Raw genomic sequence first — 19,588 nt, forward strand, 5'->3', positions numbered from 1 at the left:
AGCAGCATGGTATTTTATACCGTGGCGGGGAATAGTTGGGGGGAGATGGCATCCGTGGGTGACGGCGGTGGGAACGCGAGAGCGATCGACGTACTGGTGGTCGACGACGAGCCACAGATGGCAGAGCTGGTCGGGACCTATCTCGAACGGACCGGCGACGACCTCCAGGTAGCGACGGCGACCAGCGTCGGCCAGGGGCTCGACGCGCTGGACGACCGTTTCGACTGCGTGGTCAGTGACTATCACATGCCACAGATGGACGGGCTGACCTTCCTCGAACGCGTCCGAGAGCGGGTCCCCGACGCCGTCCGCATCCTCTATACGAGCGACGGCGACGCCGAGCTGATGATCGAGGCGCGCGACGCGGAGGTCGACTACGTCCACAAGCAGGTCTCGACCAAACAGTACGCGGCGATGGCCACACACATCCGTCGGCGCACGGCCGCCGACTCCGTCTGACAGCCGCGTCCGGTCGAATCGTGCGTCGTGCTCCCAAGCGACCGCTGTGTGGCCGAAACAGTAGGTTTATCACTCGCAGGGGGCGAACCTCTACCAAGATTACTCCCGAGATGACATCGCACAACCAACCGGAGGTGAACATCGGACTCGTCGGCCACGTCGACCACGGGAAGACGACGCTGGTCCAGGCTCTCTCAGGCGAATGGACGGACCAGCACTCAGAGGAGATGAAGCGCGGTATCTCTATCCGTCTGGGCTACGCGGACGCCACGTTCCGTCGCTGTCCCGATGCCGACGAACCCGATGCGTTCACCGCGGCCGAGCACTGTGAAGAACACGGCGTCGACACCGAGCCGTTGCGGACGGTCTCTTTCGTCGACGCGCCGGGTCACGAGACGCTGATGGCGACGATGCTTTCGGGTGCTGCCATCATGGACGGTGCCGTCCTCGTCGTCTCCGCGACTGAGGACGTGCCACAGGCACAGACCGAAGAGCACCTGATGGCACTGGACATCATCGGCATCGACAACATCGTCATCGCTCAGAACAAGGTCGACCTGGTCGACCGCGAGCGCGCCCAGGACAACTACGAGCAGATCGAGGAGTTCGTCTCCGGCACCGTCGCCGAAGACGCGCCGATCGTCCCGATCAGCGCGGGCCAGGAGGTGAACCTCGACGTGCTCATCGACGCGATCGAACGCGAGATTCCGACGCCGGAGCGCGACCCCGACGCCGACGCGCGGATGCTCGTCGCACGGAGCTTCGACATCAACCGTCCGGGAACGACCTGGGAGAACCTCAAGGGCGGGGTCCTCGGTGGCTCGCTGGTCGACGGCCAGCTCGAAGCCGACGACGAGATCGAACTCCGCCCCGGCCGCGAGGTCGAGGAGGGCGGCCAGAGCGAGTGGCAGCCGGTGACGACCGACGTGCGATCGCTCCAGGCCGGCGGCGAGTCTGTCGACGCCGCCACCCCCGGCGGGCTGCTGGGCGTCGGTACCGGACTCGATCCGTCGATCACCAAAGGTGACGCGCTGGCCGGCCGCGTGGCCGGACCGCCCGGCACGCTCCCGCCGACCCACGAGCGCTTCGAGATGGACGTCGACCTGCTCGAACGCATCGTCGGCGAGGACGGCGGCGAGGTCGAAGCGATCTCGACCGGCGAACCGCTCATGTTGACGATCGGGACCGCGACGACGGTCGGCTCGGTCACGAGCGCTCGCGGCGGCGAGTGCGAAGTCGCACTCAAGCGGCCGGTCTGTGCCGAGGCCGGCGCGAAGATCGCGATCAACCGACGTGTCGGCGCTCGATGGCGGCTCATCGGCGTCGGCACGCTCCGGGAATGATCCTCCTGGACACGAACGCACTCATGATGCCGGTCGAATGCAACGTCCGTCTGTTCGCGGAACTCGATCGCCTCGGATTCGACGAGACCGACTGTCTCGTCCCTCGGTCCGTCCTCGCCGAACTCGACAAACTCTCGGCGGGCGCGGGGGCGGAAGCGACCGCGGCCAGCGTGGGCCGGGATCTCGCGGACCGCTGTTCGGTCCGGGAGGCGGCGGCCGACTACGCGGACGACGCGGTGGTCGAACTGGCCGGCGACGACGACGTGACACACGCCGTGACGAACGACGCACCCCTCAGACGACGGTTGCTGGACCGTGGCGTTCCAGTAATTAGTTTAAGGGGCCGGAACAAACTCGCCATTACTCAACCATAACATGTACAAACGGGTTCGACTCCGCGACACGGTCGAAGTGCCCCCGCGGCACCTCGCAGACGTGTCTCCGGATCTGGTCAAGAAGCTCCTGCAGGACAAGCTCGAAGGACGAATGGACGAAGACGTGGGCTCGATCGTCTCCGTCATCGATGTCACGGACATCGGTGAAGGGGCAGTGCTCCCGAACAAGCCCGGCGTCTACTACGAGGCAGAGTTCGACGCGCTCACCTTCGACCCACAGATGCAGGAAGTCGTCGACGGCGAGGTCGTCGAAGTGGTCAACTTCGGTGCCTTCGTCGGCATCGGGCCGGTCGACGGCCTGCTCCACGTCTCCCAGATCTCTGATGAGTATCTGGCCTACGACGAGGAGGGACAGGCGCTCGCCTCCCGCGAGTCCAACCGGACCCTGGGGACCGGCGACGCCGTCCGCGCACGCATCGTCACCAAGAGCATCGACGAGCGCAACCCCCGCGACTCCAAGATCGGCCTCACGGCCAAGCAGGTCGGGCTGGGCAAGCACGGCTGGCTCCAGGAGGAACGGGAGAAACGCGCCGCCGAGGCGGAAGCCGGTGATAGCTGATGGCTGATCGCCTCGTCTGTCGTGACTGTCACCGCGTCCAGCCCTCCGAAGCCGAAGAGTCCTGCGAGATCTGTGGCTCGACCTCGCTGACCGAAGACTGGGCCGGCTACGTCGTCATCGCCCACCCCGAGACCTCCGAGATCGCCGAGGAGATGGAAGTGACCGAGTCCGGCCAGTACGCACTGAAAGTCCGCTAACGTGTCTTCGCTCCGCCTCGACCTCCCGTCGTCGCTACGCCACGAACTCAAGGAGCCGCTGGGTCCGATCTACACCGACGCCGACGAACTGCTGACGGTCGCCGCCGAACCGATCGTCGCCGTCGGCGACATCGTCACCTACCACCTGCTGGAGGCCGGCTACACGCCAGCGGTCGCGTTCGTCGACGATCGCACCAAGCGCACCGCGGTCGATCCGGAGGTTCGAGACGCCGTCGGCGGGTTCGACCACTGCCGGACCGTCGACAACCCGGCTGGGACGATCACCGGCCCCCTGATCGGCGCGCTCAGCCGGGGGCTCGGCGAGGACGGGACGACGCTGATCCGGGTCGACGGCGAGGAGGATCTGGCGGCGCTGCCGGCGGTGCTCGCCGTTCCAGAAGGCGCGAGCGTCGTCTACGGCCAGCCCGACGAGGGGATGGTGCTGGTGACCGCCGACGCGGCCGCCCGCGAGCGCTGCCGGGACCTCATCGGACGGATGGACGGACCCGCCGACGAGCTGCTGGCGGCGCTGTCGTAGTCGCTACTCCGCGTTCGCCGCGTGGACGGCCCGCATCGCCCCGCCACACGCCTCACACTCCTGCGGTGCGTGTTCCGTGTGGACGCGCTGATCACAGCGGCGGCACTCGTGGACGTGTTCGCCGTCCTCGTGTGGTATCTATCTGCTCTGTTGAGTCTGCAGACAGTACTGGGATGGTGACTGAAGACACAGTCATCAGACTCCTGTGGTGAGCGACGTAGATCTAAAGATCAGAGGATACTTGACTAGAAAACTCAGCTTTGAACGTTGAAGTTGGAGCGTGACATAGGCGGTAGCGAAGACGGATGATGCCGATTACGGACTTCTTGTCGTGTATGCGTGTGTTCGACGAGTTCGAGTCGCTCTCACCGGCGCAACGCTATCACGCCAAAACCTACGCCACAGGTCTTGTTGCGGCCAGCAACAAGACCGTGGCAGGTATCGCACGCGAAGTCCTTCCAGCTGGAGACAAACGCGCTCTCAACAAGTTCCTCACCGAGTACGACTGGGACGAACAGCAATTCAACCACGAACGCCTCGAAGAACTCCAAAAACACGGTGAAACGCGCTGGTCGAAGGATGGCTACATCATCCTCGACGACACGATCACCGAGAAAGCCGGGGACGACGTCCCCGGCGTCGGTCGCTTCTACGATCACGCCCAAGGCGACACTGTCTGGGGCCAAGACCTCATCTACGCCTTCTACGCTGACGACAAAACCGCCTATCCGCTCACTTTCCGCCTCTACGAAAAACAGGATGGAGACGGCCAAGACCACGACACTAAGTACGACCTCGCCCGCGATATCGTCACAGAACTCGAAGACGAGGTAGGTGTCCCGGCGGACACCTACCTCTTCGACTCGTGGTTCGCCCACAACTCCGGCCTTCCTGAACTCATCGAATCATACGACAAGGACTGGATTGGCCCGCTCCGGAGCAATCGACAGGTGACCTACGGCGGAGAAGTGATCCGCGTCGATGCGCTGGAAGAGCGCATCGACACGGTTGAGCGTAACGTTGAGGACGAAATCTACCACATCTGGACGAAGAAGCTTCCCGTCTCCCAGTTGGGAGACGTGAAGCTGGTCCTCGCTGAAAAAAAAAAACCGACAAAGAAGACGAAGAGAACCCGGTCAAGTACCTCGCTACGAACAAGATCGACGCACCGACCGAGCACATTATTCGCTCCTACGGGATGCGGTGGCGCATCGAGACGTTCTTCGAGGACTCGAAGCAGGATCTCGGCTTGGGAGACTGCGAGATGCAGACCGACGAAGGTGCCAGTCGGCACTGGCACCTTCTGATGGCTGCCTACAGTCTCGTTCGTCTTGATCCCGAATCGAGCGCCTTGGGGACGGTTCGCTCGAAAGCGTCATCGCTTCGAGCGAACCTTGAGCACTCCCTGAAAGAAGCCGTTTACAACCTCCTCTCGTGGGTTCGAGACAACAATGATCGTGGCGTCGATGACCTCATGGAGGAGATCGATCACCTCTTCGTTCACTCAACAGCCGACGCTAACGTTCAAAGCTGAGGACAAAATTAAGCAGGTGCTCTTCCTCTATCTCGCTGTCTGCTTGGGTAGGCTTCACACCGCATCCAAGCAGACACTTCCTCTAACCCGATGTGATCGACTGAGGATCGACGCCCGCTAGATGAACTCCGAATTTCGCGGGCCGTTCGTGATGTGGACCTCGAAGGGCTGGGTCCCGACGTCGTCCCGCTCGACGATGTGCCAGTAGGTCTCGGCCATCTCGTCGGGATCGAGGAACGTGTCGTCGTCGCGGTCGCCGAACCGCTCGCGGACGCCCGGCGTGTCGATCTGGCCGTCGACGACGACGTGGGCGGCGTGGACCCCTTCGGGACCGTACTCCTGGGCGATGTCCATCGCCATCCCACGAGCGGCGAACTTCGCCGCCGTGAATCCGACCGCACCGCCGAGGCTCCGCACGGACGAGGTCGCGCCGGTGAAGATCACGGTTCCGCCGTCCGCACCGAGCATGTCGCCGACGGCTTCCTGCGAGCAGACGAACGCACCGCGACCGTTGAGTGCCCACACCTGCTCGAACTCTGCTTCGTCGATGTCCATGAGCCCCTTCCAGGCGGCAGCGCTCGCGTGATTGACGAGGGCGTCGACGGACCCGAAGGCGTCACGGACTGCGTCGAACCCGTCTCGAATCTGGTCGACCTCGGCGAGGCCGGTCTGGACGGCTAGCCCCTCGCCCGGTTCAGGGAGGTCGTCCGCCAGTTCTTCGATGTACGCCGCGGACCGGGCAAAGAGAGCGACTCGACACCCTTCAGACGCAAATTTTCGTGCAAGTGACGCTCCAAGGCCTGGTCCGACGCCAGCGATGACTGCTGTGCGGGTCATACATCCGATTCGGCATCCGGGCTGAAAATCGTGGTCCCAGTCGGTGTGAACCTTCCATTTTTGACCGGCCAACCGATGCGTCACCCGGTCAGTCCGAACTGCCGAACCGCCGTGCGAGCCCGGCACTGGTCGCCATTTCGACGACACCGAAGTCGACGGCTGGGAGTGACGCGACCGTCGGGAGTCCCGCCGCGATGATCAGTGCCGCAGCGACGGCGAAACCCCGAATCTCGACTGACAGAACCGCATTCCGTGACAGTAGGTCCTGGATATCCATGTCTGACCCTGGTGACGGCTACCTCGTCGTCACGGAGATTCGCGTTACCCGCGTGAAACCAGGTCCCGGCGGCGTTACAGCCCATTTAATAAGGGAAGTGACGACAGGATTACTAGAGGTAACCGGATGCGAATCCGGACGCAAATCATGGTTAGCATACTCAGCGGTTTGGTCAGCGGATTGGTCGCAACGATCGTTATGACGATGTTCATGATGGCACTGGGCGACGACTCCCCGCCACCCACTGCGTCGCTGTGGGCGAAGTACGTCGGTGACGAGGGACCGGAGTCGTACATGATGCAGGGGATGGTGTTACACCTGCTGTACGGGATCGGTGCCGGTGTGGCCTTCGCCGTGGGCGTGACCGCGCTCGGGCTCGGCGTTGGGGCAGGCGCGCTCGGGACGAGCCTGCTGTGGGCCGTCGTCTTCGCGCTCGGACTGACGGTCGTCGGTGCGATCTTCTGGATGCGCGTCGTGCTCGCAATGGAGCCAGAACCCGGGATGGTAGGAATGTTTGCGCTATTTCACTTCGTATACGGTCTCGTTCTCGGGGCGATGATGACGTACGTGCCGCTCTAGAGCGTCGACACGGGCCGGCGGTCCGAGAGTGACGGTGACAAAACGCCACAACCGATACGGCTTGTCGTTGTTGCTTCCCGGTGATCGTCGCCACGGGAGAGACACTCACCGGTAAATCGCGACGGTGCTCCGTAACAGGAGGGTGCGGAAGACACGGGCAGTAAGTGGATGGATACCGGCCGAGAGAACCGCTACTCGTCGCTCGTCCACTCGACGGCCTCGGTTCGGTTCTCGGTCGTCAGCGTCTCGAGATCACCCGTGTCGATCTTTCCCCGCAGGGAGATGGCCTTGATGCCGTCGGCGACGACCGCCCAGCGGTCAATGCCGGCGTTGTCGGCGTACTCGGCCGATCGTTCCCAGATATCGAACACCTCCGGAGTGAACGGGTCGTCCAGTTTGACGACAGTCATCATCCCGGTGATATCATCGCGAGCGAGCAGTTCCTCGAAGGTTTCGAATGCCTCGTCGCCGAACACTGAGAGTTCCATTCCCGGCAGGAACTCCCAGATCATCGTTCCGTCAGTCACTTCGACTGTCCATCCGTCGCCGCTTTTCGTATCGTTCACGTCCACTTGTTGGTGAGGACGTATTTAATCGTATTTTTCAATGCCGTAACCCGATGAGCAGCGGGTAACTGCCCACGGGGGACGGGGACGAGAGGCATAGAACGGATCACAGACTGTCGAGGTTACCGCGGCGTTACGGTAGTATTTAGTACTGATACGCGTGGTTTGCTGATAATGTTGGAACTCGGAGATACCGCACCGGATTTCACGCTCCAGGGGATCCGGGGAGCCGAGTCGAGCGACATCGAGACCGTCACGCTTTCCGAGCGCCTCGAGACTGGGCCGGCGGTACTCAATTTCTACCTGTTCGACTTCCACCCCGAGTGTCGTCGTAACGTCTGTGAGCTGCACGACCTCGCGTGGTTCGACCTCGACGAGCAGGTCCACACGTTCGGGATCTCGACCGATAGCGTGTTCAGTCACGGCGAGTTCGCTCGACAGGAAGGGCTCGAGTACCCGCTGCTCTCCGACAACGACGGGAGCGTCGCCGAGTCCTACGGCATCCTGACCGACGAGCGGCAGGGGCACCGTCGCGTGGCCAGACGGGCCGTGTTCGTCGTCGACCAGACCGGATCAGTCCGGTATCGCTGGGTCGCAGACGCGCCCGACGAGCAGCCCGAGTGGGAGGCAATCAAAGACGTCGTCGACGACGTGAAGGGGGACTCGTGAGAACGCGAGCCCGCGCCCACCCTGTTACGCTCGGGTGAGCTACGGTTATGAAACCCGATCGCGTTCGGTGGAGTATGACGCGACTCGACCTGCTCGATATCGAGGACATCCCTGAGGAGTATCACTATCTGTTCACCGACGACTATCTCGGCGATCGGCACATCTTCCGGGTGTGGGCCCACAATCCGGAGGTCCTCAAGGCGACCCTCGAGTACCTGAACACGCTCTACGACCAGCTGACCCCGCGGACGAAGGAGCTGGTAATCCTCACGGTCGCCGCCACAAGAGGCGCACGCTACGAGTGGCACCAGCACGTCGATATCGCCCGCGACAAGGGCGTGACGACCGCGGAGATGCGTGCCATCGGCGGCGGGGACTTCTCCGTGTTCGACGACGAGGAGTTCGTCCTGCTGCAGTACGCCGAGGCCGTCGCCGCCGGCGACGTCACCGACCAGATCCACGCGGCGCTCGAAACGGCCTACGACCCGGACGAGATCGTCGCCGTGGGGCTGCTGGTCGACTTCTACGTCGGCCTGTGTAACTACGTCGCGGCGGTCGAGCTGCCCTTCGAGGGCGGGGAGTTCGTCGGCTGGACCCCCGACGACGAGACGATCGCCGATCTGTTCGCCTGACGTATGGCGGTGCCAGTCGACGCCGGCCGCTTCGTCGGCCTCGCTGCCGCCGGAACGACGGCGATGGCAGTCGTTTCGGGACAGTTCCTGTCGGCCGGGTTCCCAATGGACCAGTTCCTCGCCCACTGGTGGATCTTCCCGGCGTCGATCGTCTTCGCGACGGTCGCGCTCTCGGCTGGCGTCTCGGGGGCGCTGTTTTTCAGCCCGTTCTTTATGCTCGTCGTCGGGCTGACGCCCTCCCAGGCGATCGGGGCCGGCCTGCTCACCGAGGTGTTCGGGATGGGCAACGGCCTGCGCTCGTACGTCAGGCAACGCGTCGTCGACTTCCGGACAGCAAAGTGGCTGCTCTTGGGGTCGGTACCGGCGATCATCATCGGCGCCCTGGCCGCCCACTACGTCGATCCGACGATCCTCAAGATCCTCTTCGGCGTCGGCCTGCTGTCGCTCGGTGGCTTCCTGATCTACTACGAGTCCCCCGAAGACTACGAACCGGGCCAGGCTGAGGGTGCGTTCCTCAGGGAGAAAAACAGCGGCCACGGGACCACGACCGTCGAGAGCGCCGACGGCGAGACGTTCATCTACGACACCTGTTGGCGGGTGCCCGGCGTGGCGCTGTCGACGCTGGGCGGGTTCGTCACCGGCCTGATCAGCGCCGGCCTGCCGGAGATCGTCACCACGCAGCTGATCGTCCGGTGTCGGCTCCCGCCCCGCGTCGCCGTCGCGACGAGCGTGTTCGTGCTCGGCATCACCGCAGTCGCGGGCGCGGTCGTCCACGCCCTGACGGCGACGCCGGTCTGGTACGTCGTCGCGTGGTCGATCCCGGGCGTGCTGGTCGGTGGAACGATCGGTACCCGCGTGGGGAAGTACGTCCCGAGCGAGCTGATGGAGACCGGTCTCGGCGTCGTCTTCGGGCTAGTTGGCGGGATCGTCCTCGGACTGGAGGTGCTGGTGTAATGGGACACGGCGCGGTCGGCGGGAACGGGGAGTTCGCGAACGTTCCGACGGATCGGTCGTCCGGGACGCGATCGGGACCGATAGGGATCGTCGTCGCCAGTCGGGGGGAACGGGCAACCCCGACCGGTCGAGGGCTTCGATGCGCCCGAGCGAGCATCGAGGGACGATGATGACTGCCGTCGCCGACGGCAAGTGGCGTGCGCTCGTCCTCGTCGGGACCGCGGAGCTGTTCGCGATGACGCTGTGGTTCAGCGGCACGGCGGTCGGTCCGGAGTTGGCCACGGCGTGGGACCTCTCAGCCGCCGAGACAGCGTGGCTGACCAACGCCGTCCAGCTCGGGTTCGTCGTCGGTGCGCTGCTGTCGGCGTCGCTCACGATCGCGGACGTCGTCCCGCCCCGATACCTCTTCGCCGGCTCTGCGCTCGCCGGCGCCGGTGCGACGGCACTGATCGCCGGATTCGTCTCGAGCGGCGTCCCGGCGATCGTGCTCCGGTTCCTCACCGGCGTCGCCCTGGCGGGCGTCTATCCGACCGGGATGAAGATGATGGCCGCGTGGTTCGACGAGGGGCGCGGGTTCGCGATCGGGGTCCTCGTCGGCGCGCTCACCGTCGGCTCGGCGTCCCCGCATCTCCTCCGGTGGATCGGTGGTGTCGGCAGGCCCGACCTCGTCCTCTACGGAACGGCGGGACTCGCGGCGCTCGGCGGACTCCTCGTCCTCGCCTACGAGGACGGCCCGTACCAGCCCGAGACGGCGCCATTCGATCCAGGCGCGATCCGGCGCGTCGTCACCGATCGTGGTGTCGTCCTGGCCAACACCGGGTACTTCGGACATATGTGGGAGCTGTACGCGGTCTGGACCTGGATACCGATCTATCTCGCGGCCAGCCTCGAGGCCGGCGGCGTGGCGAACGCGCAGCGACTCGCGGCGCTGCTCGCGTTCGGGACGATCGCGATCGGCGGAGCGGGGGCCTGGCTCGCGGGCTCGGCCGCCGATCGCTGGGGACGGTCCCTGGTGACGAGCGTCTCGATGGGGATCTCGGGCGCTGCGTGTCTGCTCGCCGGGGTCGTCTACGGCTCGTCGCTGCTCGTCGTCGTCCCGTTCGTCCTCGTCTGGGGGTTCTTCGTCGTCGCCGACTCCGCGCAGTTTTCGGCCACCGTCTCGGAACTCGCCGACGGGAGTTACGTCGGCTCCGCGCTGACCCTGCAGACCGCCGTCGGCTTTCTCATCACGATCGGCTCCATCCAGCTGATCCCCGTCGTGCAGGGCGTCGTCGGCTGGCGATGGGCTTTCGCACCACTCGTTCTCGGCCCGCTCGTCGGGACGGCCGCGATGCTGTGGCTGCGGTCGCTCCCCGAGGCCGACCGGCTGGCTGGCGGCCGGGGATAATCAGACTGCCGGCCGTAACCGGTTCGAGATATTCGCAACCCGGGGGATCGCGACAGCCGTCGCAGACGTACAGCCGGTAGTATCAGTCCCCGCCCCGCTCGTCGACGATCTCGACGTCCGTGAACTCGAACCGCGTCCCCGGCGGGTCCAGGGGCGCGTCGTCGATTTCGGCGCCCGCGCTGACGCCGACCTCCCAGTCGTGGGCCTCGGCGATGCGTCGCACGATCGACAGGCCGAGTCCGGTCCCGCCCGGGCGGCTGGAGTACCCCGGCTCGAAGATTTGATCGCGCTCGTCGGCCGGGATCCCGGGGCCGTCGTCGACGACGGCGAAGCCACCCTCAAGCGTGCTCACGGCCACCGTCACCGGGTCGTCGCTCTGCTCCACGGCGTCCTGATGAGCCTGTGAGTCAGAGCTCGATGAGCTCTGCTCATCGGATACTCCGTGTTCGACGGCGTTCCGGAAGAGGTTCTCCAGCAGTCGGACGAGCCGGGTGTCGTCGGCCCGGATCGTCCGGTCGGTCTCGACGACGAGGCGTGCGTCTCCCGTCTCGACGTTGTTCCAGCACCGCCGGGCGACCGCCTCGAGGGTGAGCGGCTCGACGCTCTCGACCGCCCCACTCTCACTCGCGCCCGCCAGCAGGTCCTCGATTAGCCGCTCCATCCGCTCCAGAGCCCGCTCGATCGCCTCGAGGTGCTCGCTCTCGTACTCGTCTCGGACGACATCGAGGCGACCGATTGCGACGTTCATCGGGTTCCTGAGGTCGTGCGAAACGACCCGCGTGAACCGGTCCAGGCGCTCGATCTCCCGGCGGAGTTCGGCCCGGTACGCGTCCCGCTCGGCGGTGTCCCGGAGGATCGCGACCATCGTCCGCGCCCGGTCGCTGTCGGGTGCCGTCTCCAGCATGGCCGCGGAGATCTCAGTCGGGATCTCGACGCCGCCCTTCGTGAGACAGGTCAGATCGGTCGTGAAGCCGACGCCCTCCGAGCGGACCGCCGCGATGAACTCCTCGCGGAGCCGGTCGATGTCCCCCGGGTGGATGTCGGCGGGAGCGAGCGACAGGAGTTCGGCGCGGTCGTACCCCAGCATCTCACAGGCCGCCGGGTTGACCTCGAGGAACCGTTCCCGGTCCACGTCGACGACCATGATCGCGTCGTTGCTGTGCTCGAAGATCTTCGCGTAGCGCTCGTCGGTCCCGTCACCGCCTCCCCGACGGCTGCGGATCGCCGCCGAGACCGCCTCTCCCAGCACGAGCTGTTCCGCGTCCCCGTCGTTGACGACGTAGTCGGTCACGCCCCCACCGATGGCGTCGGCCGCGAGCGCCTCGTCGCCCGCGTCCGTGACGAGCGCGAACGGGAGCGATCGATCCCGCTCCCGGACGCGCTGAAGTAACTGCAGGCCGTCGCCTTCCGGGAGCCGGTACCGGCTGACGAGGCAGTCGACCGGCTCCTCGGTGATCCGATCGGGGACGTCGGCGGGATCGGACACGGCCGTCACCGCTCCGACGGCGAGATCTCCCGCCAGCGACACCGGCGGCGGCTCGCCCTCCCGCCCGACGTACAGCACGCGAACCGGCCGCCCCTCCGCAGGCGCTGGCTCCTCTCCTGTCATAGCAATTGTACGCACCTCACTGCCCACACGGAAATCAGTAACTGTGGTCCAGGTAACGAAGGCGGCGCCCGAGCGGTCACGGGACGAGGAACAGCTGACCGGTCGTGCCGCCGACCACGAGGAGGTAGAACAGCGTGCCGGCGGCGGCGTTGGTCGCCACGACGAGCGCCGGATCCCGGCTGGGGAGCGAGTGGTGCAACAGCGGGATGGTGGTCAGTTCCGGCCGCGTCAGGAGGATGTTCATCGCCACGCCGAATACGCCGACCAAGAGGGGCCCGACCAGCGCGCTGTTGAACGCCCGCACCAGCCAGCCGGTCGTCGACTCCGTGAGCGTCAGCGTCGCGAGCGGCCCCAGTACCGACGCCGGGTGTGGGACCCGGGGAACGACTGCGCCGTAGCTGGCGTAGAGGAACAGCGCGATCGCGACACCGATCGCGCCGATCTTGATCGACCCCGCCAGCCGGGCCGGCGCGAACCGCGGGAGGACGAACACACCCAGCAGGATCGTCCCGTTCAGCGCGAGCCAGGGGCCGAGACGCTGGATGGCGAGCGGGAGTCCCGTCGCCAGGATCCCCATGCTGAACCAATCGAGACTCATCAGCCGGGTGTTCGGACACGACCCGGCGAGGATCTGGGCCCGGTGGGTCGGATGGAGCAGGTGGATGATCACGCGCGTCAGCAGGAACACCGGCACGAGCAGGAGGTACGCCACCAGCCGAACCTGGAGGCCGGCGGGCGACGTGACGGCGCCGATCGCGACGGCCGTCGAGAAATCGAGGATCCCGTTGACCAACCAGAACGTCAGTAGCGACGGCGCGAACAGGCACGTGTTGAGGATCGCCGTCAGATGCCCCGTCGAGTACTCGAACTCCTGATCGACCAGTTCAGCCACCGCTCGTCGGAGGTTCGAGCCGCGTTCGACCAGCGTGTGTCCGCTGTCGCTGTCCCATTCGGTCATCGACTGTGCTCCGCGGTGAGCGTTCCCGCGCCCCGTCGACGCCGGATTTGTCGGGGCCGTCCGAGCGGCTGGGCGGAGCCCGGTACCGCCCCGACGAGCCTAGACGCTCGCGAACGACGGGACCGTCCGCAACGAGCCACGCGGCCGGTCCGGTCGAAGGGGACGCGCTATCCTGCTCCGCGCTCTCGGTGGGCGTTCGCTGACCCTTATTATAACTGTTTCATACGCCCGCGTGATCCGCTAACCGGTCGGTTACCTGGGCGAGCGACGATCAGGCGGCACCGGAGCCACTGGAATTGCACTTCCCGAATACGAACCAACGGCCGTGACGGAGCAGAGCAGGCGATTGCGAAGTCCGATATCGGAGCCCAGCGGACCAGTATCGACACGGACCTCGCCGGTCGAATCGGTACCGGGCCGCTGGTCGGGACGACAGACGTTCGGTCGGGGACGGGAAGCGAGACAGAAACCAGACCGCTGGTCGACGTGGGCCTCTGCCTGAACGGGCGATGGCGGACCGTCACGGCCAGTATTACTGACCGGGCGGAGATGACCTATCCCGTCCTGCTCGGTCGAGATGTCCTCGAAGCCTACACGCTCGAGATCAGTAAGATGGTGGAGGAATAGGGTGCGTGAGATGAGTATCACGAGACGGGCCGTTCTGGAACAGCTCGCCGCCGTAAGTGATGCGGAGCGAGCAGAGACGATATCCACCGAAGCACTCGCAGCGACACTCGAAGCCGACAGATCGACAATCGAAGCACACCTGAGCGGGTTGGAAGCCTATGAATTAGCTCGAAGAGAGCCCAGTGGGCGTGTGTGGTGGCGGTTACCGGCGAGCAACTGCCTGCACTCGATACCGCCGAGGTGGTGATCGTCGACGCCTCCACGTCGCACCAGCAGTAACGAGAGAGGAACAGTATTAATTCGCACTCCGCGCAACTAGCACCCAAATGGAGAGAGATGATTAATGACAGATCAAGAGGCGAGTCAGTCCGAAAAAGAACAGCCCGACGAGGTACAGTACGATCCGACGTCCAGCCGCTACGATCTCTACGAGTGTCCCGACTGTGATAACGTGGTCCTCGCACTCGGCCGGGACGAGCCTCCGATGTCCTGTCACGATAGGCCGATGGAGCGCGTGACCGACGTGGAAATGAGCGTCAAGCCGCCGGACGTCAAGCAGGTACTGCTTCAGGCCTTCGGGCTGCCAAAGGCGGGACTCGATATCTGTCTCTGTGTCATCGGTGAAGGCCCCTTGTCGGCGAACGAAGTCGCCGAGTCGCTCGAATACGATCGGAGCACCGTCACGCGATACCTCAACACCCTCGTCGAGCTGGGACTGCTTCGCCGCTCCGAACTGAACCGCGAGGAGGGCGGCGTGGTCAACGTCTATCACTCGGTCGATCTCGAACGGATGCGACGCGAGACCCTGATCGGCTTCTACGTCTGGGCTGGCGAGGCCGCCGCCCTCATCGAGGACGCGAACCTGACCAAACAGGACTATCTCGAGGAGAACCCGGATCAGGAGCTTCCGGAGATGTTCTGGGAGTCGTTCGACGGGGAGTGATACGGTTTATCGTAGTTGCGTACCGGTGACCGTCGTCACGGGGGAGACGATTACCGGTACATCGCTACAACAATCCGTATGAAGCGGGGACCGCCGAGAGGGCCGGGGAACTCTCCCCCCGGCGCTCCGACTGCGCCTTCGCCGGCGGTGTGACGCTACTCGCCGCTCGCCGCGGAGAGTCGGTCGACGACCTCGTCGGTCGTCGCGGTCTCGTGGGCGATGAAGCCGTAGTTCGTGAGCGCGGCCTCGAGTGCCTCCTCACCGGCCGCGGCGGTCGCGTCGGTGACGGTCAGCACCTCGAAGCCGTTCTCGACGGCGTCGCGGAGGTGTGACTCGACACAGAGATTCGCGCTCATGCCCGCGAGCACGAGCGTGTCAATCCCGCGCTGGCGGAGCTGTATCTGCACGTCGTTGCTCCAGAAACCGGACAGTTGCTTGTGCGGCGAGAGCACGAACGTGTTGTCGTCGGGTTCGAGCTCCGGAACGAAGTCCGCACCCTCTCCCGCGACGTCGAACATGCGCGTGTCGAACATGATCTGGTCGATCGTGTTCAGGTGTTCCCAGCTCTCGTACTCCGCGTCCTCGTACTCGTGGGGCGAGTAGACGACCAGAACGTCTCCCTCGCGTGCGGCCTCGCGGAGTCGCCGGAGCTTGTCGACGACCGCGTTCTCCTCAACGGTCTCGCCGACTTTGTCCCAGATGACGCTCTCGGGCTTCAGGAAGTCGATCTGCGGGTCGATGATCAGTACGGCCGTGTCGTCCGCGTTCAGTTCGAGTTCGCTCATAGTTATCCATCGGCCTTGTTTAGACGCGTGATTTCACGGTCATGAGTGGCTGACGCTGAGTTCGATGTTTCTGACAGCACATTTCAGAACGAGTTCGCGGAACTGACCGAACCAGGTTCGAGCCCGAACGATCTCGCCGTATTTGCGTCGCAGCGCGAAAAACGTGGATTCGGCGTTCGAGCGTTGATGGTAGATCGTATCATCTTGCAAGAAATTGTTGGCGACGCCGTGCCAGCCGAATTCGCGGTGCTTAATCACCGGTTTGACGCCTTCAGCACGGAGCCTTTGGCGGAGGAGCCACCAGTCGTAGCCCTTGTCAGCTGTAAGAATATTCAGTTTGTCGAGGTTGCGTTTGACCATTTGCCAGCCGATCTTAGAATCGTGCGGTTGTTTCATCGAGCAATGTATATCTAGAATCGCACCTGTCTTGCAATCACTGAGGAGGGTCGTTTTCACCGCCTCGAACGTGTAATTCGTCCGTTTTGCGTAGTGTTGGCTGGCGGCTATCCGATCCATGCCGGTTGCGTCGATCGCCTGAACATCGCCAAGATCGTGCAACTCCGCCGACAGCCGCAGCAAGACACGCCAGATACGCATTTCCAGGTCCTGCTTGCGTGTACACACGGTCGTGAAATCAGGCAGATTAGCCACCGCTAGGCCGAGTTTGGCGACAATTCCATGCATTTCGTGGAGCACGTCCAGCAACCGCCGATACGTGTGATCAAGATACTCGCGGAGACCGTGAAGCGCGACGATCACCCAATCTGCGTAGCCGTTTTCTCCTTCTTCGTACGCTGGATCCGGTTCGCCGACGACGGCTTTTTGAGCAAGCGAGACAACCCGATCAGTGAAGCGGGCGAGCTGTGTAGACACAACCGGCTTTTCCCGCTTCACTTCCTAGTAAGTTAGATATTTAGCCGCTCTTACTAGCGTCTAAACACGGCCGTGAGAGAGTATATTTCGAACGGGTGAATACCACCCGATTGTATCGCACTATTAACAATCAAATAAATATTAAAACTAATGTATGAGTGAGAAAATGGGCGGGGTTTTTGAAGAAACACTGCAGGTGAACAAGTACACAATTGTCGGTGGATTCCTCGGTGCGGTTAACGTCGCGTTCCTCCTCTACGCACACTGGAACATCGACCCGCAGATGTTCTCTGATGGAGGCGTCGTCCTCGTCCTCACGGCACCGATCGTGTTTCTCGGCCCGTTCCTCCTGGGAGCAGTGCCCGGGTACCTGCTGGTGCGCTATCGGATCGTGTCACCGTTACCGATCAGCGGGTTCCTGACGTGGTACGCGTTTGTCGACCGCGGGAGTATGGAACCGTTCATCGTACTGTACTCGAACCCGATCGTCCACGCGTACAGCCTCGGCGTGCTCGTCGTCGTCGGCTTCGGGGAGTACCTCGTCCGCGATCAGGTCCCGTACGTCTCTCACGACCCGATACTGTAGGACGAACGACTAAACTATGAGAGATACATTCCACATCGATTCGTACGTCATCCTGAGCACGGTATTCGGTATCGCGAATGTCGCTTTCCTCCTCTACGCGCGATGGCAAATCGATCCGCTGGATTTCTCAGACGGGGGACTGTTACTGGTTATCACGACGCCGTTAGTGTGGCTCGGACATTTCGCGCTGGGCGCTGTTCCCGCGTACCTGCTGGTTCGGTACCGACTCCTGTCACCGCTCCTCCTCAGTGGGTTCCTGTCCTGGGCCGCGTTCGTCGACCGCGGGAGCATGGAGCCATTTATCGGTCTCTACTCCAGTCCGATCGTCCACGCGTACGTCCTCGGCGCGCTCGTCGTCGTCGGCTTCGGGGAGTACCTCGTCCGCGATCAGGTCCCGTACGTCTCTCACGATCCGCTCCTGTAGGACGAACCGGCCGTACTACGGAGGTGTGTCGTCGCGCTCCGAGGGCCGCCGCCAACGCACGTTACGGGGGAGCGTCACTGAGTCACCGCGCTGACGGCTTCCCAGTTCTCGGCGACCGGCACAATCATTATATATTCCGACAGAGTTGTACCCGCTGAGACCATGCTCCAGCCTGATAGCTCACACCTCGAGGAGTGGGCGTCGCTCCTCGGCGAGGATGTTTCGGAAGAACTGCTCGATGACGAATCGGGTACGTGGCTCCCGTCGGAGTCGGAGTACCGCGGTGATCACGCGGAGTGATCCTCACTGGCGCTTCCCATGTGGCTCCTCTCCCTGCCGTACCAACATTTGAACGGACAACAAATACTGTCTGGCTCAATTCTACATTCTCAGAGATATATTTTTGACTTACAAGACGAAATACTTCCGTCGTGACCGTCTCTCTCTCCAGGCTGGATTCCAGTCATACGAGATCGGCACTCCGTTTCGGCCTCTCGTACGGGACCGTCGGAGGCATCGTGATGACGGCCCAGGCGACGCGAGACCCGGTTGCGACGTTCGTCGCCTCACCGCTCGGAATGAGTGTACTGTCGCTGCTACATATCCTCTTCCTCGTCGAAATTGCGGCTCTCGTCGGCTATCTGTGGACGAAGTATTCCCTCGTGGCACCCGTCGTCGTCATCGTGATTCTCTCGTTCAGCATCGTCCAACCTGACCGGCTGTCTCCCGGGGTCTCGTACGTGCGGAATCTGTTCAGTCTGTTGGCCGCACTCGGATTGATGACCGCTCTCGGTGTCGCCGAATACGTGCTCCGGTCTGTGACTGGGTCACCCATGGCCGGCCAGTGACGTATCACCATCGCGGTCGATCACCTGGTCGACGCCGACTACTCGGTCACTGTTCACAGAACGAGACACCGCCGAGACGACCGGACGACGCCGTTATCCGATCTTGTCGTACTGTTCGGCCAGTTTCTCGCTCGCCTCGGCCATCAGATCCTGCTCGTAGTCGTCCAGGTCCCACTCGACGACTTCCTCGACGCCGTCGGAGCCGAGTTTGACCGGGACGCCGAAAGCGGTGCCCTCGTGGCCGAACTCGCCGTCGAGGACGACCGAACCGGGGAGTACTTCACCCGTGTCGCGCAGGACGGCCTCGACCATGTGGGCCACGCCGGTCGCCGGCCCCCACTCGGTCGCGCCTTTGCGCTCGATGACGTCCATCGCACTCTCCTGCAGTTCGCCCAGAATTTCCTCGCGCTCGTCCTCCGAGAAATCGGGGTCCTCGCCGTCGATGCGGACCTTCGAGAAGACCGGCACCTGTGCGTCCCCGTGCTCGCCGAGGATCGTCGCCTCGACGTTCTGAACCTCCGTGTCGAAGCGTTCGGCGAGCACGTAGCGAAAGCGCGCGGAGTCCAGCCGACCGCCGAAGCCGATCACCGTCTCGCGGGCGCGATCGCCGGTCTCGTAGAGGTGACGGTTGAGCAGGTCCACCGGATTCGAGGTGGTGATCGTCACGAAGTCGTCGTTGTGCTCGGCCAGCGACGAGCCGATGTCGTCCATGATCGGCGCGTTGTCCCCGGCGAGATCGATCCGGGTCTGACCGGGCTGGCGAGGGATGCCCGCCGTGATGACGACCACGTCGGAGCCGGCGGTGTCCTCGTAGGTGCCCTGTCGAATCGTCGTGTTCGAGTCGTAGGCGACCCCGTGGTTGGTGTCGGCGGCCTGCCCGATCGTCACGTCTTCTTGATCCGGGATGTCGACGTAGACGAGCTCGTCCGCGATGTCGCGCAACGCGATGTTGTACCCTGCTGCGGCACCGACCGTTCCGGCTGCGCCGACCACGCTTACCTTTGTCATG

The 19,588-nt window shown here is 63.8% G+C and carries 25 protein-coding genes and 2 pseudogenes; 18 read left to right on the forward strand and 9 right to left on the reverse strand.

Annotated elements, in window-relative coordinates:
- The first annotated feature begins 45 nt into the window (after positions 1-45).
- From HALKA_RS0107760 to HALKA_RS0107785, 6 genes are all read left to right on the forward strand, one after another.
- A complete protein-coding gene (locus tag HALKA_RS0107760) occupies positions 46-459 on the forward strand; it encodes a response regulator (protein WP_018257445.1) in 414 nt (137 codons plus the stop codon).
- 110 nt (positions 460-569) lie between these two features.
- Complete coding sequence (locus tag HALKA_RS0107765) at positions 570-1,802, forward strand: translation initiation factor IF-2 subunit gamma (RefSeq protein ID WP_018257446.1); 1,233 nt, start codon at positions 570-572, stop codon at positions 1,800-1,802.
- Positions 1,799-2,176 carry a DUF188 domain-containing protein gene (locus HALKA_RS0107770; RefSeq protein WP_018257447.1) on the forward strand — a complete coding sequence of 126 codons (378 nt, stop codon included), beginning with the start codon at positions 1,799-1,801 and terminating at the stop codon, positions 2,174-2,176. Before HALKA_RS0107765 ends, HALKA_RS0107770 begins: the two co-directional genes overlap by 4 nt.
- Position 2,177: 1 nt before the next feature.
- A complete protein-coding gene (locus tag HALKA_RS0107775; RefSeq protein ID WP_018257448.1) occupies positions 2,178-2,756 on the forward strand; it encodes a DNA-directed RNA polymerase in 579 nt (192 codons plus the stop codon).
- Complete coding sequence (gene spt4 / locus HALKA_RS0107780; RefSeq protein ID WP_015761706.1) at positions 2,756-2,953, forward strand: transcription elongation factor subunit Spt4; 198 nt, start codon at positions 2,756-2,758, stop codon at positions 2,951-2,953. Before HALKA_RS0107775 ends, spt4 begins: the two co-directional genes overlap by 1 nt.
- A 1-nt stretch (position 2,954) precedes the next feature.
- On the forward strand, positions 2,955-3,491 hold the full coding sequence (locus tag HALKA_RS0107785; RefSeq protein WP_018257449.1) for a GTP-dependent dephospho-CoA kinase family protein: 537 nt from the start codon (positions 2,955-2,957) through the stop codon (positions 3,489-3,491).
- 3 nt (positions 3,492-3,494) lie between these two features.
- Here HALKA_RS0107785 and HALKA_RS22355 read toward each other — a convergent pair whose 3' ends face one another.
- Positions 3,495-3,629, reverse strand: a complete 135-nt coding sequence (locus HALKA_RS22355) for a rubrerythrin-like domain-containing protein (RefSeq protein WP_155119435.1) — start codon at positions 3,627-3,629, stop codon at positions 3,495-3,497.
- A gap of 167 nt (positions 3,630-3,796) precedes the next feature.
- Between HALKA_RS22355 and HALKA_RS19380 the strand changes: the two are divergent.
- Positions 3,797-5,025 (forward strand): annotated as a pseudogene (locus HALKA_RS19380) (IS701 family transposase).
- Between the two features lie 117 nt (positions 5,026-5,142).
- Here the strand turns inward: HALKA_RS19380 and HALKA_RS0107795 are convergent.
- Together HALKA_RS0107795 and HALKA_RS0107800 are read right to left on the reverse strand one after the other, a co-directional pair.
- Complete coding sequence (locus HALKA_RS0107795) at positions 5,143-5,862, reverse strand: SDR family NAD(P)-dependent oxidoreductase (protein WP_018257451.1); 720 nt, start codon at positions 5,860-5,862, stop codon at positions 5,143-5,145.
- Between the two features lie 88 nt (positions 5,863-5,950).
- A pseudogene (locus HALKA_RS0107800) lies at positions 5,951-6,109 on the reverse strand (bile acid:sodium symporter family protein); the annotation flags it as partial.
- Between the two features lie 177 nt (positions 6,110-6,286).
- Here HALKA_RS0107800 and HALKA_RS0107805 point away from each other — a divergent pair.
- Entirely contained in the window at positions 6,287-6,718 is a 432-nt protein-coding gene (locus tag HALKA_RS0107805; RefSeq protein WP_026190213.1) for a hypothetical protein, read from the forward strand.
- Between the two features lie 191 nt (positions 6,719-6,909).
- Here HALKA_RS0107805 and HALKA_RS0107810 read toward each other — a convergent pair whose 3' ends face one another.
- Entirely contained in the window at positions 6,910-7,284 is a 375-nt protein-coding gene (locus tag HALKA_RS0107810) for a hypothetical protein (protein WP_018257454.1), read from the reverse strand.
- A gap of 174 nt (positions 7,285-7,458) precedes the next feature.
- On the opposite strand from HALKA_RS0107810, the gene HALKA_RS0107815 reads away from it, so the two are divergent.
- From HALKA_RS0107815 to HALKA_RS0107830, 4 genes are all read left to right on the forward strand, one after another.
- On the forward strand, positions 7,459-7,953 hold the full coding sequence (locus HALKA_RS0107815; protein ID WP_018257455.1) for a redoxin domain-containing protein: 495 nt from the start codon (positions 7,459-7,461) through the stop codon (positions 7,951-7,953).
- A 74-nt stretch (positions 7,954-8,027) separates the two neighbouring features.
- Positions 8,028-8,585, forward strand: coding sequence for a carboxymuconolactone decarboxylase family protein (locus tag HALKA_RS0107820; RefSeq protein ID WP_018257456.1), 558 nt, complete (start codon positions 8,028-8,030; stop codon positions 8,583-8,585).
- A 3-nt stretch (positions 8,586-8,588) separates the two neighbouring features.
- Positions 8,589-9,539, forward strand: coding sequence for a sulfite exporter TauE/SafE family protein (locus tag HALKA_RS0107825; RefSeq protein ID WP_018257457.1), 951 nt, complete (start codon positions 8,589-8,591; stop codon positions 9,537-9,539).
- A 169-nt stretch (positions 9,540-9,708) separates the two neighbouring features.
- Positions 9,709-10,926 carry an MFS transporter gene (locus HALKA_RS0107830; protein WP_026190215.1) on the forward strand — a complete coding sequence of 406 codons (1,218 nt, stop codon included), beginning with the start codon at positions 9,709-9,711 and terminating at the stop codon, positions 10,924-10,926.
- Between the two features lie 82 nt (positions 10,927-11,008).
- Here the strand turns inward: HALKA_RS0107830 and HALKA_RS0107835 are convergent, their stop codons facing one another.
- Both HALKA_RS0107835 and HALKA_RS0107840 read right to left on the reverse strand, forming a co-directional pair.
- Positions 11,009-12,535: an ATP-binding protein gene (locus HALKA_RS0107835; protein ID WP_018257459.1), complete on the reverse strand. Its 1,527-nt coding sequence runs from the start codon at positions 12,533-12,535 to the stop codon at positions 11,009-11,011.
- Between the two features lie 76 nt (positions 12,536-12,611).
- A complete protein-coding gene (locus tag HALKA_RS0107840) occupies positions 12,612-13,493 on the reverse strand; it encodes a hypothetical protein (RefSeq protein WP_018257460.1) in 882 nt (293 codons plus the stop codon).
- Here HALKA_RS0107840 and HALKA_RS21610 point away from each other — a divergent pair.
- Together HALKA_RS21610 and HALKA_RS0107855 are read left to right on the forward strand one after the other, a co-directional pair.
- A complete protein-coding gene (locus HALKA_RS21610; protein WP_245545359.1) occupies positions 13,383-14,120 on the forward strand; it encodes a putative ATP-dependent zinc protease in 738 nt (245 codons plus the stop codon). The genes HALKA_RS0107840 and HALKA_RS21610 overlap by 111 nt on opposite strands.
- Positions 14,121-14,463: 343 nt before the next feature.
- On the forward strand, positions 14,464-15,063 hold the full coding sequence (locus tag HALKA_RS0107855; RefSeq protein WP_018257462.1) for a helix-turn-helix domain-containing protein: 600 nt from the start codon (positions 14,464-14,466) through the stop codon (positions 15,061-15,063).
- Between the two features lie 155 nt (positions 15,064-15,218).
- On the opposite strand, the gene HALKA_RS0107860 is transcribed toward HALKA_RS0107855, so the two are convergent.
- Both HALKA_RS0107860 and HALKA_RS0107865 read right to left on the reverse strand, forming a co-directional pair.
- Positions 15,219-15,848 (reverse strand): cysteine hydrolase family protein, encoded by a 630-nt coding sequence (locus tag HALKA_RS0107860; RefSeq protein WP_018257463.1) that lies wholly within the window; start codon positions 15,846-15,848, stop codon positions 15,219-15,221.
- A 39-nt stretch (positions 15,849-15,887) separates the two neighbouring features.
- The gene (locus HALKA_RS0107865; RefSeq protein ID WP_026190217.1) at positions 15,888-16,742 is read right to left on the reverse strand and encodes an IS5 family transposase; all 855 of its coding nucleotides are present in this window, start codon (positions 16,740-16,742) and stop codon (positions 15,888-15,890) included.
- 145 nt (positions 16,743-16,887) lie between these two features.
- Here HALKA_RS0107865 and HALKA_RS0107870 point away from each other — a divergent pair, with 145 nt between their 5' ends.
- The 4 genes from HALKA_RS0107870 (at position 16,888) to HALKA_RS0107885 (ending at position 18,579) form a co-directional block, all read left to right on the forward strand.
- Positions 16,888-17,307 (forward strand): hypothetical protein, encoded by a 420-nt coding sequence (locus HALKA_RS0107870; protein ID WP_018257466.1) that lies wholly within the window; start codon positions 16,888-16,890, stop codon positions 17,305-17,307.
- A gap of 166 nt (positions 17,308-17,473) precedes the next feature.
- Complete coding sequence (locus HALKA_RS21880; RefSeq protein WP_245545361.1) at positions 17,474-17,731, forward strand: hypothetical protein; 258 nt, start codon at positions 17,474-17,476, stop codon at positions 17,729-17,731.
- 162 nt (positions 17,732-17,893) lie between these two features.
- A complete protein-coding gene (locus HALKA_RS21340) occupies positions 17,894-18,031 on the forward strand; it encodes a hypothetical protein (protein ID WP_018257468.1) in 138 nt (45 codons plus the stop codon).
- Between the two features lie 131 nt (positions 18,032-18,162).
- On the forward strand, positions 18,163-18,579 hold the full coding sequence (locus tag HALKA_RS0107885; protein ID WP_018257469.1) for a hypothetical protein: 417 nt from the start codon (positions 18,163-18,165) through the stop codon (positions 18,577-18,579).
- Between the two features lie 93 nt (positions 18,580-18,672).
- On the opposite strand, the gene mdh is transcribed toward HALKA_RS0107885, so the two are convergent.
- Complete coding sequence (gene mdh / locus HALKA_RS0107890; RefSeq protein ID WP_018257470.1) at positions 18,673-19,587, reverse strand: malate dehydrogenase; 915 nt, start codon at positions 19,585-19,587, stop codon at positions 18,673-18,675.
- Position 19,588 lies beyond the last annotated feature (1 nt).

The organism is Halomicrobium katesii DSM 19301, from assembly GCF_000379085.1.
In the GTDB taxonomy this organism is placed as follows: Archaea; Halobacteriota; Halobacteria; order Halobacteriales; family Haloarculaceae; genus Halomicrobium; species Halomicrobium katesii.

Excerpts from the sequence above, each read along its gene's own strand:
- HALKA_RS0107760 (WP_018257445.1), top strand. The coding sequence starts at position 46 with ATGGCATCCGTGGGTGACGGCGGTGGGAACGCGAGAGCGATCGACGTA.
- HALKA_RS0107765 (WP_018257446.1), top strand. The coding sequence starts at position 570 with ATGACATCGCACAACCAACCGGAGGTGAACATCGGACTCGTCGGCCAC.
- HALKA_RS0107770 (WP_018257447.1), top strand. The coding sequence starts at position 1,799 with ATGATCCTCCTGGACACGAACGCACTCATGATGCCGGTCGAATGCAAC.
- HALKA_RS0107775 (WP_018257448.1), top strand. The coding sequence starts at position 2,178 with ATGTACAAACGGGTTCGACTCCGCGACACGGTCGAAGTGCCCCCGCGG.
- spt4 (WP_015761706.1), top strand. The coding sequence starts at position 2,756 with ATGGCTGATCGCCTCGTCTGTCGTGACTGTCACCGCGTCCAGCCCTCC.
- HALKA_RS0107795 (WP_018257451.1), bottom strand. The coding sequence starts at position 5,862 with ATGACCCGCACAGCAGTCATCGCTGGCGTCGGACCAGGCCTTGGAGCG.
- HALKA_RS0107805 (WP_026190213.1), top strand. The coding sequence starts at position 6,287 with ATGGTTAGCATACTCAGCGGTTTGGTCAGCGGATTGGTCGCAACGATC.
- HALKA_RS0107815 (WP_018257455.1), top strand. The coding sequence starts at position 7,459 with ATGTTGGAACTCGGAGATACCGCACCGGATTTCACGCTCCAGGGGATC.
- HALKA_RS0107820 (WP_018257456.1), top strand. The coding sequence starts at position 8,028 with ATGACGCGACTCGACCTGCTCGATATCGAGGACATCCCTGAGGAGTAT.
- HALKA_RS0107825 (WP_018257457.1), top strand. The coding sequence starts at position 8,589 with ATGGCGGTGCCAGTCGACGCCGGCCGCTTCGTCGGCCTCGCTGCCGCC.
- HALKA_RS0107830 (WP_026190215.1), top strand. The coding sequence starts at position 9,709 with ATGACTGCCGTCGCCGACGGCAAGTGGCGTGCGCTCGTCCTCGTCGGG.
- HALKA_RS0107835 (WP_018257459.1), bottom strand. The coding sequence starts at position 12,535 with ATGACAGGAGAGGAGCCAGCGCCTGCGGAGGGGCGGCCGGTTCGCGTG.
- HALKA_RS21610 (WP_245545359.1), top strand. The coding sequence starts at position 13,383 with ATGCCCCGTCGAGTACTCGAACTCCTGATCGACCAGTTCAGCCACCGC.
- HALKA_RS0107840 (WP_018257460.1), bottom strand. The coding sequence starts at position 13,493 with ATGACCGAATGGGACAGCGACAGCGGACACACGCTGGTCGAACGCGGC.
- HALKA_RS0107855 (WP_018257462.1), top strand. The coding sequence starts at position 14,464 with ATGACAGATCAAGAGGCGAGTCAGTCCGAAAAAGAACAGCCCGACGAG.
- HALKA_RS0107860 (WP_018257463.1), bottom strand. The coding sequence starts at position 15,848 with ATGAGCGAACTCGAACTGAACGCGGACGACACGGCCGTACTGATCATC.
- HALKA_RS0107870 (WP_018257466.1), top strand. The coding sequence starts at position 16,888 with ATGGGCGGGGTTTTTGAAGAAACACTGCAGGTGAACAAGTACACAATT.
- HALKA_RS21340 (WP_018257468.1), top strand. The coding sequence starts at position 17,894 with ATGCTCCAGCCTGATAGCTCACACCTCGAGGAGTGGGCGTCGCTCCTC.
- mdh (WP_018257470.1), bottom strand. The coding sequence starts at position 19,587 with ATGACAAAGGTAAGCGTGGTCGGCGCAGCCGGAACGGTCGGTGCCGCA.